Genomic DNA, 15,268 nt, shown 5'->3' with positions numbered 1-15,268 from the left:
GGAGTTTTGATGTCTTTAGCAGCAACATCCACCAGGGAGCTCCTGGACTCGCCGGTCCTGAAATCGGCGATCTCCAAGGCCTCCCGCCGGCTGATGCCGATGCTCGTCATCCTGTACATCGTGGCGTTCCTTGACCGTACCAATGTGGGCTTTTCCGAAGCCGCGCTGGGCGTGGACAAGGGCATCAGCGCAGGAGCCTTCGCCCTCGGCGCCGGTATCTTCTTTATCGGCTACGCCCTGTTCGAGATCCCCAGCAACCTGCTTCTGACCAGGTTCGGGGCAAAGGTCTGGCTGGCCCGCATTGCCGTCACCTGGGGCATCGTGTCCGCCTGCTTCGCGTTTGTGCAGGGCGAGGCGTCCTTCATCATCCTGCGTTTCCTGCTCGGCGTCACCGAAGCCGGCCTGTTCCCGGGCGTCATCATGTTCCTGGCAGCCTGGTTCCCCAACAAGGTCCGGGTAAAGATGTTCGCCATCTTCTACCTGGCCCAGCCGTTCTCGCAAATGATGGGCGCACCGCTGTCCGGCTGGTTGATCAACATCGGCGACCAGGTGCCCGGCGTCCAGGGCTGGCAGGTGATGTTTTTCGTCGAAGGGATGCTGGCAGTCGTCGCCGGCGTCGCGGCCTACTTCTTCCTGATCAACAGCCCGCAGGACGCCAAGTTCCTGAACGCCGGTGAAAAGAAGGCGCTCCTGGACGTTATGTCACTGGAGGATTCGGTCAAGGAAGAAACAGGCCCGCGCGGCGTCCTTGCGGCCATGAAGAACGGCAAGGTCTGGTACTTCACCGTGATCTACTTCTGCCTGCAGATCGCCGTTTACGGGGTCACCTTCTACCTGCCGCAGCAGGTAGCCCAGCTGACCGGCCAAAAGGTGGGGCTCGCCGTCGGCCTGATGGCAGCCATCCCGTGGTTCTTCGGCATTTTCGCCTGCTACCTCATCGGTAAGGCCGCCAATACGCTGGTCCGCCGCCGGGTGTGGGGGACCGGGCTGTTTGTCTCCACTGGCCTGTGCATCTTCGGCTCGGCTTGGGCCGGCACGAACCACCTCCCGGCGCTTGGCATCGTCTTCATCACCCTGGCCGTGTGCAGCTTCCTCGCCATCGGACCCATCGCCTGGTCCTACCCGACGGCGTTCCTCACCGGAACGGCCGCAGCCGCCGGCATCGGCCTGATCAACTCGCTGGGAAACCTCGGCGGCTTTGTTGCGCCCATCCTGCGCACCACGGTTAACGGGATCGCGGCCGACTCCACCGGCTCCGCAGGCGTCTTGGCCCTGGGCGTGCTCCCTTTCCTGGCAGCCATCATGATGTACGCCACCAAGCGGTTCCGCAACAAGGCAGATGACCTGCTCAAGACCAAGTGATCGGTTGCCATGCCTGAAACCAGCACCGGAAGGGATTCGGACGTGACCGGCACCGTGTACGTCGGGGTCAGCACCAAGATGTACCTGGGTTACCGCGATTCGCTGGCTTGGCTGAAGCAGGTACGCAATGAAGTGGACTCCCGTCCGGCCCTGGCGGCCGGGCGGGTAGTCCCGTTTGTGGTTCCCACCTTCCCGATACTTCCGGCAGCCGCCTCAATCCTGGCCGGATCACCGGTACGCCTCGGTGCCCAAAACTGTGGATGGGCCGATGGGCCCTGGACAGGCGAGATTTCACCCTCGCTCCTCGCGGAGCTCGAGGTCAGCCTCGTGGAGATTGGGCACGCCGAACGCCGCCGGTATTTCGGCGAAGACAGTGTGCAGATCGCACGAAAGGTCCAGGCAGCGGATGCTGCCGGAGTTACACCGCTGCTGTGCGTGGGTGAGGAAACCTGCACTTCAGGAACTGAAGACGGGGTAACAGCTGCTGCTGCGTTCGTTTTCAGGCAAGTCGCCGACGCGGTGGACGGCGACTGGGCACTGGCATCGCGGCTCATCCTTGCCTACGAGCCTGTCTGGGCAATCGGGGCAGCAGAACCGGCCGGTGCAGCCTACGTTTCCGCTGTAGTCCATGTACTGCGGGCCTTGCTCGACGTCCGCAGCGCGGAGGCAGGCGCAGCGCTGGGGAACCTGCCGATCATCTACGGCGGCTCGGCAAAGCCAGGGCTCCTGCCCACGCTCGACGGCGTGTCCGGGCTCTTCCTAGGCAGGTTTGCCCATGACGCCGCGAACTTCGGCAAAGTGCTGGATGAGGCACTCGAGCTGGCAGATGCCGGTCTTTCTGCAACTCCCTTACGGGGGCAACGCGCTTAACGCGCGACGGCGGCGCGCAGTGCCAGGATGCGCTGCAGCTGCTCCCGCTCCTCGGCCTGGTGGAGCTGGACATCGCGGCCGGTGAGGATCCGCTGGCGGGTGTTGGCCAGTTGGGTGGCGGCTTTCATGAATTCCTTCATGTGCCGCTTCCGGCCGTAGCTGCCGGCCCAGTTCAACGCGGTCCGGCGGCCTCCGAAAGTGGCGAGCAGCTCCACTTCGGCCGGAGTGAACCAGCCTGCGGCGGAGTATTCGAGCAGGCGCTGGCGGGTCAGCCGTTTCTCCGCCACCCGCAGGAGGATGATGCCGCCCACGGCAAGGAAGAAGATGGGAACCTGCACCAGGATGTAGTCGAGCAGGAATCCCTGCCCCATGCTGTTCCACCGGTTGTGCAGGAACATGGCCGGCAGGAGCCCCAGGACAAAGGCTGCCACCGCGACGCCGGTGCCTCCGCGGCGGGCGGCGAACCCCATGACCAGCCCGGTGGTGCCGGTGAAGATCGCATGGGCGAAGGGGGACATCACGCCGCGCAGGAAAAACACCTGGGCGAAATCGCTGGCAGGGTTGGCCGATTCCGCGATGGCCCTGCCGAAGTACAGGATGTTCTCGGTAAAGGCGAAGCCGCCTGCGATCGTGAATGCGAACACCACTCCGTCAACCGGCCCGTCAAAATGCCTTCTGGCCAGTATCAGCAGGAGCAGCAGTCCCAGGGATTTGGCGAACTCCTCCACGATGGGTGCCTGGACCGTGGCCATAAAGGTCTGCAGGTCCGCTTCATCGGAAAACTGGAATCCCAGCACAAAAAACGGTTGGATCAGCAAGGTGACCGCGATGGATACTGCCGCGCCCCACGTAAAGGCAAAGTACAGGAGCCGCTTTGGCTCGGGTTCCCATTTGTCGATGACATAGACCGCCAGGAGGACTGCGGACAGGGGGATCAGGGAGGCCAGGAAACCAATCAGGAACCCCGGCGCACCCGTATTCGACAACAGGAACGGCACCACCAGGAACAGGCTGAGGAAGGCGAGGGCGCTGCCGCCGATGGACAGGGCAACGAGGCTCCCGCCCCGGGCCCGGCCCGCCCGCATCACCGACTCCTGCGGCGGGACCAGGCCCTGCACCGGACGGCCCTGATGGCCCGGTGCCGATTGATAGTTTCCGGGCTGGACCTGGCCCATCCAGGTGGGATTTGCTTCGCGGGGGAGCGGTGTGCCGCCGCTGACGGGATCTTCGGGCGGTCCGGACGCCGGGAAGCGGGGATGCATCGACATATCCGAAAGCCTAGGTGCCTCCCGCCGCACCTCCAAGGATGCAGCCCGGGAGCGGCGGGGAGTGTGACCAGCACCGCCTCCTTCCGGCACGGGTGCCGCCATGCCCGTGTGGTAATTTTGAGACGCACATGATCCTTTTTTAATTCCGTCCTGTGAGGCGGGGAAAGGGGAGACGAGCGTTGACTTCTGTCACCAGCGCACCGGTTCCAGCCAGGGTTGTCCTCAGCCAGGCGGACATTGACCGGGCCCTCACTCGTATCGCCCATGAGATCCTCGAGGCCAACAAGGGCTCCCAGGACCTGGTCCTGCTCGGCATTCCACGCCGTGGTTACCCGCTGGCCGCCCGGCTCGCCCAAAAGATCGCCGCTGCGGATCCCTCCGTGGACGCCGCAGCCATCACCGGCCAGCTCGATGTCACCATGTTCCGTGACGACCTCTCGCACCAGGGCACCCGCCCGCCGTACCCCACCAAGCTGCCGCGCACGGGCATCGACAACAAAGTAGTAGTCCTCATTGACGACGTCCTGTACTCCGGCCGCACCATCCGTGCCGCCCTGGACGCCCTGGTGGACCTGGGCCGGCCCCGCATCGTGCGGCTCGCCGTGCTTATTGACCGCGGCCACCGCGAGCTCCCCATCCGGGCAGACCACGTAGGCAAAAACCTGCCCACCTCCTCCGCGGAGAAAGTCCGCGTCCGGCTCGAGGAAACGGACACGGCCCCCGGCGGCACCCCCGTCAATGAAGTAGTGATCGAGGGCCGCTCGTGAAGCATCTTCTCTCCACCGAAGACCTGAGCCTGGCCAACGCCATCCGCATCCTCGACACCGCCGAGGAAATGGCTGCCGTGGGCGACCGCGAAGTGAAGAAACTGCCTGCACTGCGCGGCCGCACCGTGGTGAACCTCTTCTTCGAGGACTCCACCCGCACGCGCATCTCCTTCGAAGCCGCCGCCAAGCGGCTCTCGGCGGACGTCATCAACTTCGCCGCGAAGGGCTCCTCAGTCTCCAAGGGGGAGTCCCTCAAGGACACAGCCCAGACGCTGTCCGCGATGGGCGCGGACGCCGTCGTCATCCGGCACTGGGCCTCCGGGGCGCCGCACCGGCTGGCCTCAACGGACTGGATCGATGCCGCCGTCATCAACGCCGGCGACGGCACCCACGAACACCCCACCCAGGCGCTGCTCGATGCGTTCACCATGCGCCGGCACTGGGCCCGCCTGGCCGGCACCGGCTCGGAAGGTGCAGACCTCAAGGGAATGCGCGTTGCGATCGCCGGCGACGTCCTGCACTCCCGCGTGGCCCGTTCCAACGTCTGGCTCCTGCGCACCCTCGGCGCCGAGGTCACCCTCGTGGCCCCGCCCACCCTGCTGCCTATCGGCGTCGAAAAATGGCCCTGCAGGGTCAGCTACAACATGGACGAAACCCTCGAGCAGGGCGTCGACGCCGTGATGATGCTCCGCGTGCAGGGCGAACGCATGAACGCCTCCTTCTTCCCCAGCACCCGGGAGTACTCGCGCCGGTGGGGCTTCGACGACAACCGGCTTCACGCGCTGGACGCCCTGGGCATGAAGGACACCATCATCATGCACCCCGGTCCCATGAACCGGGGCCTGGAAATCTCCGCGGCCGCCGCCGATTCCCCCCGCTCCACCGTCCTGGCCCAGGTCCGCAACGGCGTGTCCGTGCGGATGGCCGCCCTGTACCTGCTGCTCTCCGGGGACACCCGCGAACCAGCCGCCCCCGCCCTGGCGTATGCCGGCACCCATTCCACCAAGGAGAGCAACTGATGGCTGGCAACACCGGAACCTATCTGATCCGCGGCGCCTCGCTCCTGGGCGGCGAGGCGGCAGACCTGCTGATCCGCGACGGCGTCATCGCCGAAACGGGCAGCGGCCTGTCTGCCGAAGGCAGGGACACAGGTGCCACCGTCATCGACGCCGCCGGCCTGGTGGCGCTGCCCGGCATGGTGGACGTCCACACCCACCTCCGCGAGCCCGGCCGCGAGGACGCCGAGACCGTGGAAACCGGAACCCGGGCCGCTGCCCTCGGCGGATACACCGCCGTCCACGCCATGGCCAACAGCACTCCGGTAGCAGACACCGCCGGCGTGGTGGAACAGGTCTACAGCCTGGGACAGGCAGCCGGCTGGGTGGACGTCCGCCCCGTGGGCGCCGTCACCGTGGGCCTGGCCGGCGAGCAGCTCGCCGAACTGGGAGCCATGGCCGATTCCCGCGCCCGGGTCCGGATGTTCTCCGACGACGGCATCTGCGTCCACGATCCCGTGCTGATGCGCCGTGCCCTGGAGTACGTCAAGGCGTTCGACGGCGTGGTGGCCCAGCACGCCCAGGAACCGCGCCTCACCGCTGGGGCCCAGATGAACGAAGGCGAAGTCTCCGCCGTTCTGGGACTCACCGGCTGGCCCGCTGTGGCCGAGGAAAGCATCATCGCCCGCGACGTATTGCTGGCCCAGCACGTTGGCTCCCGGCTCCACGTCTGCCACGTCTCCACCGCGGGTTCAGTGGAAATCATCCGGTGGGCCAAGCAGCGCGGGATCAACGTCACGGCAGAGGTCACCCCGCACCACCTGCTGCTGACCGATGACCTGGTCCGCAGCTACGACCCCGTGTACAAGGTCAACCCGCCGCTGCGCACCGACGCCGACGTCCAGGCCCTGCGCGCCGGCCTCGCAGACGGAACCATCGACGTCGTCGGCACCGACCACGCGCCGCATCCCAGCGAGCACAAGGAATGCGAGTGGGCCCAAGCCGCCATGGGCATGACCGGGCTGGAAACAGCGCTGTCCGTAGTGCAGCACACCATGATCGAAACGGGCCTGATGAGCTGGGCGGACTTCGCCCGGGTCACCTCTGCAGCTGCCGCGAAGATCGGCCGGCTCGAGGACCAGGGCCGGCCGCTGGAAGCGGGGGAGCCCGCCAACATCATCCTGGTGGATCCCGCCGCGCGGTGGACGGTGGAGCCCGCAAAGATGGCCACCATGGGGCGGAACTCCCCGTTCAAGGGCATGGAGCTGCCCGGCAAGGTGGTGGCCACCTTCTTCAAGGGCCACCCCACCGTGCTGGACGGCAAGCTCAACACCCCGTACCCGCACGCCGCGTCCGTGGGCGCCGCCTGATGGACACCCAGCTGCTTTCGCTGGTTATCACGCTGGCCCTCATTGCTATCGCCTTCGTCCTCATCGGCCTGGGCTGGCGGAACCGCCTAAGGCGCCAGGCCGACGTCGAACAGTTGCCGTTGGTGCCCGAAGCGCCGGGGGAGCCGATCGTCAGTGCCGAGGGGCAGTACGTCGCATCCACCACCGGCGGTGACTGGCTGGACCGGATCGCCGTGCACGGGCTCGGCATCCGGACCAACGCCACGCTGGAGGTCTACCCGCACGGCGTCCTCTTTGACCGGGCAGGGGCGCCGGCGCTGTACATTCCCGCGGCAACCCTCACCGGGGTGCGGCTGGACAGCGGCATGGCCGGCAAGTTCGTGGAGAAGGACGGCCTCCTGGTCCTGGCGTGGAGGCATGGCAGCCACGAGCTGGACACCGGCTTCCGGACCCGCCGCGCAGAGGACAGGAACGTGCTTTTCGCAGCACTTCAGGAATTGATTTCTTCGGCCCCCGCGGCTGATGCCAATAGTGGAAAGTAAGCAAGTGACAACAAACACCGCAGTATCCGCCCCAGTTTCCGCTCCTGCTGCGCTCGTCCTCGAAGACGGCCGCATCTTCCGCGGAAGCAGCTACGGCGCCACCGGCACCGCCCTGGGCGAGGCAGTCTTCGCCACCGGCATGACCGGCTACCAGGAAACCATCACTGACCCCTCCTACGCCCGCCAGCTGGTAGTGCAGACCGCACCGCACATCGGCAACACCGGCGTGAACAATGACGACGCCGAGTCCCGCCGCATTTGGGTGGCCGGCTACATCGTCCGCGACGCCGCCCGCCGCCCGTCCAACTGGCGCTCCGAGCGCTCCCTGGACGAAGAACTCGTGGCCCAGGGCATCGTGGGCATCCAGGGTGTGGACACGCGCGCCATCACCCGCCACCTGCGCGAGCACAAGACCATGCGCGCCGGAATCTTCTCCGGCGAAGCCGCGCAGGCCACGGACAAGGAGCTGCTCGACGCCGTGCTGGCCAGCGCCCCGATGGAAGGCTCCCGCCTGGCCGAGGAAGTCAGCGTGGATGAGGCGTACGTCGTGGAACCGAAGGACCACGGCTGGGACGGCGAACCCCGGTTCAGCATCGCCGCCATTGACCTCGGCATCAAGGCCATGACCCCGGCCCGGTTCGCAGAGCGCGGCGTCCGCGTCCATGTGCTCCCCGCCACCGCCACCCTCGAGGACGTCAAGGCCGTCAACCCGGACGGTTTCTTTATGTCCAACGGCCCCGGCGACCCCGCCACCGCCGACACCCAGGTCAAGCTCCTCCGCTCCGTCCTGGACGAAAAGCTGCCGTACTTCGGCATCTGCTTCGGCAACCAGATCCTGGGCCGCGCCCTGGGCTTTGGCACCTACAAGCTGCGCTACGGCCACCGCGGCATCAACCAGCCCGTCATGGACCGCCGCACCGGCAAGGTGGAGATCACCTCGCAGAACCACGGCTTCGCCGTGGATGCACCGCTCGACGGCGCCACCCAGGCTCCCGAGGCACGCTACGGGCGCGTCGAGGTCAGCCACGTCAGCCTGAACGACGACGTCGTGGAAGGCCTCGCCTGCCTGGACATCCCCGCCTTCTCCGTGCAGTACCACCCGGAGGCAGCGGCCGGACCGCACGACGCCGCCTACCTGTTCGACCGCTTCATCGACCTGATGGAGGGCACCCGGGACGGCAGGACCGCGAACCTGTCCAAGGACCCCGTGGACTCCGCACATTCAGCCGGCGCTGAACACAAAAACGACAACAAGACTGAGGACAAGAAGTAATGCCGAAACGTACAGATCTCAAGAGCGTCCTCGTCATTGGTTCCGGCCCGATCGTCATCGGCCAGGCCGCCGAATTCGACTACTCCGGCACGCAGGCGCTGCGCGTCCTCAAGGAGGAAGGCCTGCGGGTCATCCTGGTCAACTCCAACCCGGCCACCATCATGACCGACCCCGAGTTCGCCGACGCCACCTACGTTGAGCCCATCACCCCCGAGGTGGTGGAGAAGATCATCGCCAAGGAGCGCCCGGACGCCGTGCTGCCCACCCTGGGCGGCCAGACGGCCCTGAACACCGCCATCGCCCTGGACAAGAACGGTGTGCTCGAGAAGTACAACGTGGAGCTCATCGGCGCCAACATCGCCGCCATTGAACTCGGCGAGGACCGCGAAAAGTTCAAGGGCGTGGTGGAACGCTGCGGTGCCGAATCCGCCCGCAGCCACATCATCCACAGCATGGACGAGGCCCTCAAGGCCGCCGACGACCTCGGCTACCCCATGGTGGTCCGCCCGTCCTTCACCATGGGCGGCCTCGGCTCGGGCCTTGCCTACAACGAGGACGACCTCCGCCGCATCGTGGGCCAGGGCCTGCAGTACAGCCCCACGTCCGAGGTGCTGCTCGAAGAGAGCATCCTGGGCTGGAAAGAGTACGAGCTCGAGATGATGCGCGACAAGAACGACAACGTCGTGGTGGTCTGCTCCATCGAGAACTTCGATCCCGTCGGCGTCCACACCGGCGACTCCATCACCGTGGCACCCGCCCTCACCCTGACCGACCGCGAATACCAGCGGCTGCGCGACATCTCCATCGCCGTGATCCGTGAAGTGGGCGTGGACACCGGCGGCTGTAACATCCAGTTCGCCATCGACCCCGCCACCGGCCGGGTGGTGGTCATCGAGATGAACCCCCGCGTGTCCCGTTCCTCGGCGCTGGCGTCCAAGGCCACCGGCTTCGCCATCGCCAAGATCGCCACCAAGCTCTCCCTGGGCTACACGCTGGACGAGATCCCCAACGACATCACCCAGAAGACCCCCGCGTCCTTCGAACCCACCCTCGACTACGTGGTGGTGAAGGTTCCCCGCTTCGCGTTCGAGAAGTTCCCGGCAGCGGACAACACCCTCACCACCACCATGAAGTCCGTGGGCGAAGCCATGGCCATGGGCCGCAACTTCACCGAAGCACTGCAGAAGGCCCTGCGCTCCCTCGAGCAGAAGGGCTCGCAGCTGGACTTCAGCAGCGTTCCCGAGTGGGAAGTCGCCGAGCTGATCGAAAAGGCCAAGCGCCCCACCACCGAGCGCCTGCACCAGGTCCAGCGCGCGCTTCTGGGCGGTGCCTCGGTGGAGGATCTCTTCGAGGCCACCAAGATTGACCCGTGGTTCCTGGACCAGCTCCAGCTCCTCAACGAGATCTCCCGCGAAATCCGCCAGGCCGGGGCGCTCACGGCTGAGATGCTCAAGCGCGCCAAGCGGCACGGTTTCTCGGACGAACAGATCGGTGCCCTCACGCACAACTCCGAGGCCGTGGTCCGCGGCGTCCGCCAGGCACTGGGCATCCGCCCCGTCTACAAGACCGTGGACACCTGCGCCGCGGAATTCGCTGCCTACACCCCGTACCACTACTCGGCCTACGACGAGGAGGACGAGGTAGCGCTGCACGCCAAGCCCTCGATCCTGATCCTCGGCTCCGGCCCCAACCGCATCGGCCAGGGCATCGAGTTCGACTACTCCTGTGTCCACGCCTCCATGGCCCTGCGCAAGGCCGGCTACGAGACGGTCATGGTCAACTGCAACCCCGAGACCGTGTCCACTGACTACGACGTCTCCACCCGCCTGTACTTCGAGCCGCTGACGCTCGAAGATGTGCTGGAGGTCATCGCGGCCGAAGAGCGCACCGGCGGCGTAATGGGCGTCTTCGTCCAGCTCGGCGGCCAGACACCGCTCAAGCTCGCCCAGCAGCTTGCCGACGCCGGGGTGCCCATCCTGGGCACGTCGCCGGAAGCCATCGACCTCGCCGAGCACCGCGGCATGTTCTCCCGGGTCCTGGACAAGGCAGGGCTGGTCTCGCCGAAGAACGGCACCGCCGTCTCCTTCGAGGATGCCAAGAAGATCGCGGACGAGATCGGCTACCCGGTCCTGGTCCGCCCCTCCTACGTTCTGGGCGGACGCGGCATGGAGATTGTCTACGACGAGCCCAACCTGTCCCGCTACATCGCCAACGCCACGGAAATCACCCCGGACCACCCGGTGCTGATCGACCGCTTCCTGGAGGACGCCGTCGAAATCGACGTCGACGCCCTCTTCGACGGCACCGACATGTACCTTGGCGGCATCATGGAGCACATCGAGGAAGCCGGCATCCACTCCGGCGACTCCGCCTGCGTCCTGCCGCCCATCACCCTGGGCGCCAACGTCCTGGAGCGGGTACGCACTGCAACCCGGGCCATCGCCGAAGGCGTGGGCGTCCGCGGCCTCATCAACATCCAGTTCGCCCTGGCCTCGGACGTGCTCTACGTCCTCGAAGCCAACCCGCGCGCATCCCGGACCGTGCCGTTCGTCTCCAAGGCCACCGGCGTGCAGATGGCCAAGGCCGCGGCCCTGATCGGCACCGGCGTGACCATCAACCAGCTCCGCAGCGCCTACAAGATGCTGCCGGAGGTGGGCGACGGCTCCACCCTGCCCCTGGACGCTCCGGTGTCCGTCAAGGAGGCAGTCCTGCCGTTCAGCCGCTTCCGCACCCTCGAAGGCAAGGTGGTGGACTCCCTGCTTGGCCCCGAGATGCGCTCCACCGGCGAGGTCATGGGCATCGACAAGCACTTCGACACCGCGTTTGCCAAGAGCCAGGCCGCGGCCAACAACGCGCTGCCCACCGAAGGCAAGATCTTCGTCTCCGTGGCCAACCGCGACAAGCGCTCAGTGATCATGGGCGTCAAGCGGCTCTCGGACCTCGGCTTCGAGATCGTCTCCACCGGCGGCACGGCGGACGTCCTGCGCCGCAACGGCATCCAGGCCACCCCGGTCCGCAAGGTCGCTGAAGGCAGCAGCGCCGAAGGCGAAGGCACCATCGCGGACCTCGTCATCGCCGGCGAGATCGACATGGTCTTCAACACCCCTTCCGGCGGCGAAGCCCGCAGCGACGGCTACGAACTTCGCGCCGCCGCCACCTCCATCGGCATCCCCTGCATCACCACGGTGGCCGAATTCAACGCCGCCGTCCAGGCGATCGAGGCCATGCGTACCTACGAGTGGTCCGTCACCAGCCTGCAGGAGCACGCGGCAGCCCTCGCCGAGTCCCAGAAGGCGGCCCTGCAGCATGCCTGAGCAGGCAGCAGGCAACAGCCCGGTATCCGCCGCCGGCCGGGAGTCCTTCGGCTCCCGGCTCGGCGCCGCCATGGCCGCCCGCGGCCCGCTGTGCGTTGGAATTGATCCGCACCCGTCCCTGCTGTCCGCCTGGGGGCTGAAGGACGACGTCGACGGCCTCCGTGCGTTTTCCCTGACGGTCCTGGAAGCGGTGGCTTCCCTCGCTGCCGCGGTCAAGCCGCAGGTGGCGCTCTACGAGCGCCATGGATCCGCCGGGATTGCCGTCCTGGAGGAAGTCCTTGCCGTTGCCCGGGATGAGTCCGTGCTGACCATCGCCGACGCCAAGCGGGGCGACATCGGATCCACCATGGCTGCCTACGCCGACGCCTGGCTCCGGGATGGTTCCCCGCTGGCCGCCGACTCGGTAACCCTGAGCCCCTATTTGGGCTTCGAATCATTGCGTCCGGCCCTGGACCTCGCGGCCGAAACCGGCCGCGGCGTGTTTGTCCTGGCTCTGACCTCCAACCCCGAAGGGCCGTCGGTCCAGCACGTCGGGGGAGCGGATTCGGTGGCCCGCCGCATTGCCCAGGCAGCCGGCGGGGAAAACCGCCGTTACCCCGGCGATCTGGGTTCTGTGGGACTGGTTGTCGGCGCGACGGTAGGCTCCGCCCTGGCGGACCTTGACGTGGACCTCGCGGCCATGCGTGGACCCATCCTGGCGCCGGGCCTCGGCGCACAGGGCGCCACGCCGGCCCATCTGCGCGCCACCTTCGGCAACGCCTATGGCCAGGTATTGGGAACGTCCAGCCGGGAGATCCTCTCGGCCGGCCCCAAACGGCAGGAACTGCGGGACGCCGCCCAGCGGACCCTCGACGGATTGCGCGGCGAATAGGGGAGCCGTTTCCCCTGATCCATTGATTCGAGCAGCACCAAAGGGTAGTTTCAGGACAAGTCCAAGGGCGGCCGCCCCTGGACGTAACCGCCGAGATCCGGGGGTGCCACCCATGGTGCTTCGACCCTTATCCGCGTCCGAGCGTACAGACGCCCTGAACAAAGCGGCGGCAGCCAGGGCCACCCGCGCGGCGGCCAAGGAAAGCCTGAAGAACCGCGAGCGGTCCGCGGCCGAGATCATCAACTCGGCCATGGAAGACGAAGCCATGGCGCGGATGAAGGTCTCGGAGTTGCTGGAGGCTTTGCCCGGCATCGGCAAAGTCCGGGCCGCCGCCATCATGAAGCAACTGGGCATTGCGGCTTCCCGCAGGCTCCGCGGCCTCGGCATCCACCAGCGCCGGGCGCTGGTAGATTTTATAGACGAGAACTAGGGCTGGCTCCGGCCGCCTTCCCTGAAATCCGGCATAAAGGAATACGTGAGCAAAAAACCTGGACTGACAGTCCTCGCAGGTCCGACGGCTGTTGGCAAAGGCACCGTGTCCACCTTCATCCGGGACAACTACCCGGAGGTTTGGTTGTCCGTATCAGCCACCACCCGGGCCCCCCGGCCGGGCGAAATCGACGGTGTCCACTACTTCTTCAAATCCAAAGAGGAGTTCGAGCGGCTCGTGGCGGACGGCGAGCTCCTGGAGTGGGCAGTGGTCCATGGCCAGAACACATACGGCACCCTGAAAAGCACCGTGAACCAGGCCATCGCCGAGGGACGCTCCGTGCTGCTGGAGATCGACCTGCAGGGTGCGCGCCAGGTCAAGGCCGCCGTTCCGGACGCCCAGTTCGTTTTCCTCGCGCCCCCCACATGGGACGAAATGGTCCGCCGGCTGGTGGGCCGCGGCACCGAAACCCCCGAGGAACAGCAGCGCCGGCTGGAAACCGCTAAACTGGAGCTTGCTGCTGAACCGGAGTTCGACCATACCGTCATCAATGACGACGTTCGCCGGGCGGCGGACGAGCTTGTTTCACTCATGGGGCTGACCCCGCATCCGCATGGAGCGCGGGAAGCGTCAGCCCGCTAGGAATTTGGAGAATTCGTGTCCACGAACCTTGAAGGCATCATCAACCCGCCGATCGACTCGCTGCTCGAGGCAGCCGATTCCAAGTACGGCCTGGTGATCTTCGGTGCCAAGCGTGCTCGTCAGATCAACGCCTACTACGCCCAGCTGCACGAGGGCCTCTTCGAGTACGTCGGCCCGCTGGTTGACACCAAGCTGAACGAAAAGTCGCTGTCGATCGCCCTGCGCGAGATCAACGAAGGCAAGCTGGTTTCCACGCCGATCGAAGCCGCGGAGTAATTCTGCCGCCTGAGGTGCTGTTGACGGAGGTCACGTGCGCATAGTCCTCGGAGTCGGGGGAGGGATTGCCGCCTACAAGGTGGCATCACTCCTCCGGCTTTTTACTGAAGCCGGCCATCACGTCACGGTGATTCCCACGGAGGCTGCCACCCGCTTTGTGGGCACCGCCACCTGGGAGGCGTTGTCCGGGAACCCTGTGAGCAACAGTGTTTTCGACGACGTCCACCAGGTCAACCATGTCCGTCTGGGCCATGAAGCCGATCTGGTGGTCATCGCCCCGGCAACTGCCGACCTCCTGGCCAAAGCGGCGACCGGCCAGGCCGGCGACCTCCTGACCAACACCCTGCTGATGGCCCACGGGCCAGTGCTGTTCGCTCCTGCCATGCACACCGAGATGTGGCAGCACGCGGCCACCCGCGCCAATGTGGAAACACTGCGCAGCCGCGGCGTTGCGGTCCTCGAACCGGCTACCGGCCGGCTGACAGGATCCGACTCCGGACCGGGCAGGCTGCCCGAACCCGAAGTGATATTCGACGCCGCCATGGCCCTGGTCGAGGGGCAGTCGGACTACCAGTTGCCGCTGGCAGGCAAGACCGTGACCATCAGTGCCGGGGGAACCCGCGAACCCCTGGATCCTGTCCGGTTCCTCGGCAACCGTTCTTCCGGCAAGCAGGGTGTCGCGCTGGCCGTCGCCGCCCGGAACGCCGGGGCAACGGTCCGGCTGCTCGCGGCCCACATGGAAGTCCCGCCCCCGGCCGGGGTGGAAGTGGTCCAGGTGGAGACTGCCCTGCAATTGCGGGAGGCCGCGCTGGCAGCCGCTGCCGATTCCGACGTCGTGATTATGTCCGCCGCGGTGGCCGACTTCCGTCCGGCAGAGGTCTCCAGCACCAAAATCAAAAAACGCGACGACACCGCCGATCCCGTGATCACGCTGGTCCGCAATCCTGACATCCTGCACGAACTCGTGGAGCGCCGGAACAGCTCCGGATCCGCGGAAGGCGAGCAACTGATCGTAGGATTTGCCGCGGAAACCGGGGACAGCCACGGCGATGTGCTGGCCTACGCGGAAGCCAAGCTGCAGCGCAAGGGCTGCGACCTGCTGGTGGTCAACCACGTCGGCGCGGACAAAGTCTTCGGCCAGGACACCAACTCCGTGGTCATCCTGGCCCGCTCCGGCTCCGAACCACAGGAGGCGTCCGGAACCAAGACCCAGGTTTCGGCCGCCATCATCAGCCGGATCGGCTTCGAACTGAACCACGTATCGCCCCGCACCTGACTGTTCCGCGGGCACGTCCGCTGAACAGAGTGA

14 protein-coding genes are annotated in these 15,268 nt (G+C 66.4%); 13 read left to right on the top strand and 1 reads right to left on the bottom strand.

Going from position 1 to position 15,268, the window contains the following annotated elements; all coding sequences use genetic code 11:
• The first annotated feature begins 9 nt into the window (after positions 1-9).
• The gene (locus FNL14_RS08840) at positions 10-1,362 is read left to right on the top strand and encodes an MFS transporter (RefSeq protein ID WP_142059307.1); all 1,353 of its coding nucleotides are present in this window, start codon (positions 10-12) and stop codon (positions 1,360-1,362) included.
• A 9-nt stretch (positions 1,363-1,371) separates the two neighbouring features.
• Positions 1,372-2,232, top strand: coding sequence for a triose-phosphate isomerase family protein (locus tag FNL14_RS08835; protein ID WP_142059304.1), 861 nt, complete (start codon positions 1,372-1,374; stop codon positions 2,230-2,232).
• Here FNL14_RS08835 and FNL14_RS08830 read toward each other — a convergent pair.
• Entirely contained in the window at positions 2,229-3,500 is a 1,272-nt protein-coding gene (locus FNL14_RS08830; RefSeq protein WP_142059302.1) for a PrsW family intramembrane metalloprotease, read from the bottom strand. The genes FNL14_RS08835 and FNL14_RS08830 overlap by 4 nt on opposite strands.
• Before the next feature lie 179 nt (positions 3,501-3,679).
• Here FNL14_RS08830 and pyrR point away from each other — a divergent pair, with 179 nt between their 5' ends.
• The 11 genes from pyrR to coaBC all read left to right on the top strand — a co-directional run bounded on the left by pyrR (position 3,680) and on the right by coaBC (position 15,235).
• Entirely contained in the window at positions 3,680-4,267 is a 588-nt protein-coding gene (gene pyrR / locus FNL14_RS08825; protein WP_091419886.1) for a bifunctional pyr operon transcriptional regulator/uracil phosphoribosyltransferase PyrR, read from the top strand.
• Positions 4,264-5,286 (top strand): aspartate carbamoyltransferase catalytic subunit, encoded by a 1,023-nt coding sequence (locus FNL14_RS08820; RefSeq protein ID WP_142059300.1) that lies wholly within the window; start codon positions 4,264-4,266, stop codon positions 5,284-5,286. Before pyrR ends, FNL14_RS08820 begins: the two co-directional genes overlap by 4 nt.
• Positions 5,286-6,632: a dihydroorotase gene (locus FNL14_RS08815; RefSeq protein WP_142059298.1), complete on the top strand. Its 1,347-nt coding sequence runs from the start codon at positions 5,286-5,288 to the stop codon at positions 6,630-6,632. The genes FNL14_RS08820 and FNL14_RS08815 overlap by 1 nt, the downstream gene beginning before the upstream one ends.
• On the top strand, positions 6,632-7,153 hold the full coding sequence (locus tag FNL14_RS08810) for a hypothetical protein (RefSeq protein ID WP_142059296.1): 522 nt from the start codon (positions 6,632-6,634) through the stop codon (positions 7,151-7,153). Before FNL14_RS08815 ends, FNL14_RS08810 begins: the two co-directional genes overlap by 1 nt.
• On the top strand, positions 7,134-8,426 hold the full coding sequence (gene carA, locus FNL14_RS08805; protein ID WP_142059295.1) for a glutamine-hydrolyzing carbamoyl-phosphate synthase small subunit: 1,293 nt from the start codon (positions 7,134-7,136) through the stop codon (positions 8,424-8,426). Before FNL14_RS08810 ends, carA begins: the two co-directional genes overlap by 20 nt.
• The gene (gene carB, locus FNL14_RS08800; protein WP_091419894.1) at positions 8,426-11,740 is read left to right on the top strand and encodes a carbamoyl-phosphate synthase large subunit; all 3,315 of its coding nucleotides are present in this window, start codon (positions 8,426-8,428) and stop codon (positions 11,738-11,740) included. Before carA ends, carB begins: the two co-directional genes overlap by 1 nt.
• Positions 11,733-12,611 carry an orotidine-5'-phosphate decarboxylase gene (gene pyrF, locus FNL14_RS08795; RefSeq protein ID WP_142059294.1) on the top strand — a complete coding sequence of 293 codons (879 nt, stop codon included), beginning with the start codon at positions 11,733-11,735 and terminating at the stop codon, positions 12,609-12,611. The genes carB and pyrF overlap by 8 nt, the downstream gene beginning before the upstream one ends.
• A gap of 112 nt (positions 12,612-12,723) precedes the next feature.
• Positions 12,724-13,041 carry an integration host factor, actinobacterial type gene (mihF, locus tag FNL14_RS08790; RefSeq protein ID WP_170850801.1) on the top strand — a complete coding sequence of 106 codons (318 nt, stop codon included), beginning with the start codon at positions 12,724-12,726 and terminating at the stop codon, positions 13,039-13,041.
• A 45-nt stretch (positions 13,042-13,086) separates the two neighbouring features.
• Positions 13,087-13,683 (top strand): guanylate kinase, encoded by a 597-nt coding sequence (gene gmk / locus FNL14_RS08785; RefSeq protein ID WP_142059293.1) that lies wholly within the window; start codon positions 13,087-13,089, stop codon positions 13,681-13,683.
• A gap of 15 nt (positions 13,684-13,698) precedes the next feature.
• Positions 13,699-13,959: a DNA-directed RNA polymerase subunit omega gene (gene rpoZ / locus FNL14_RS08780; RefSeq protein WP_003800778.1), complete on the top strand. Its 261-nt coding sequence runs from the start codon at positions 13,699-13,701 to the stop codon at positions 13,957-13,959.
• A gap of 34 nt (positions 13,960-13,993) precedes the next feature.
• Positions 13,994-15,235: a bifunctional phosphopantothenoylcysteine decarboxylase/phosphopantothenate--cysteine ligase CoaBC gene (coaBC, locus tag FNL14_RS08775; protein ID WP_142059291.1), complete on the top strand. Its 1,242-nt coding sequence runs from the start codon at positions 13,994-13,996 to the stop codon at positions 15,233-15,235.
• The last annotated feature ends 33 nt before the right edge of the window (positions 15,236-15,268 follow it).

It is taken from the genome of Pseudarthrobacter sp. B4EP4b (genome assembly GCF_006680095.1).
Classification (GTDB): domain Bacteria; phylum Actinomycetota; class Actinomycetes; order Actinomycetales; family Micrococcaceae; genus Arthrobacter.
Note: the sequence above shows the minus strand (reverse complement) of the source record. Positions and strands in the feature narration are given on the sequence as shown.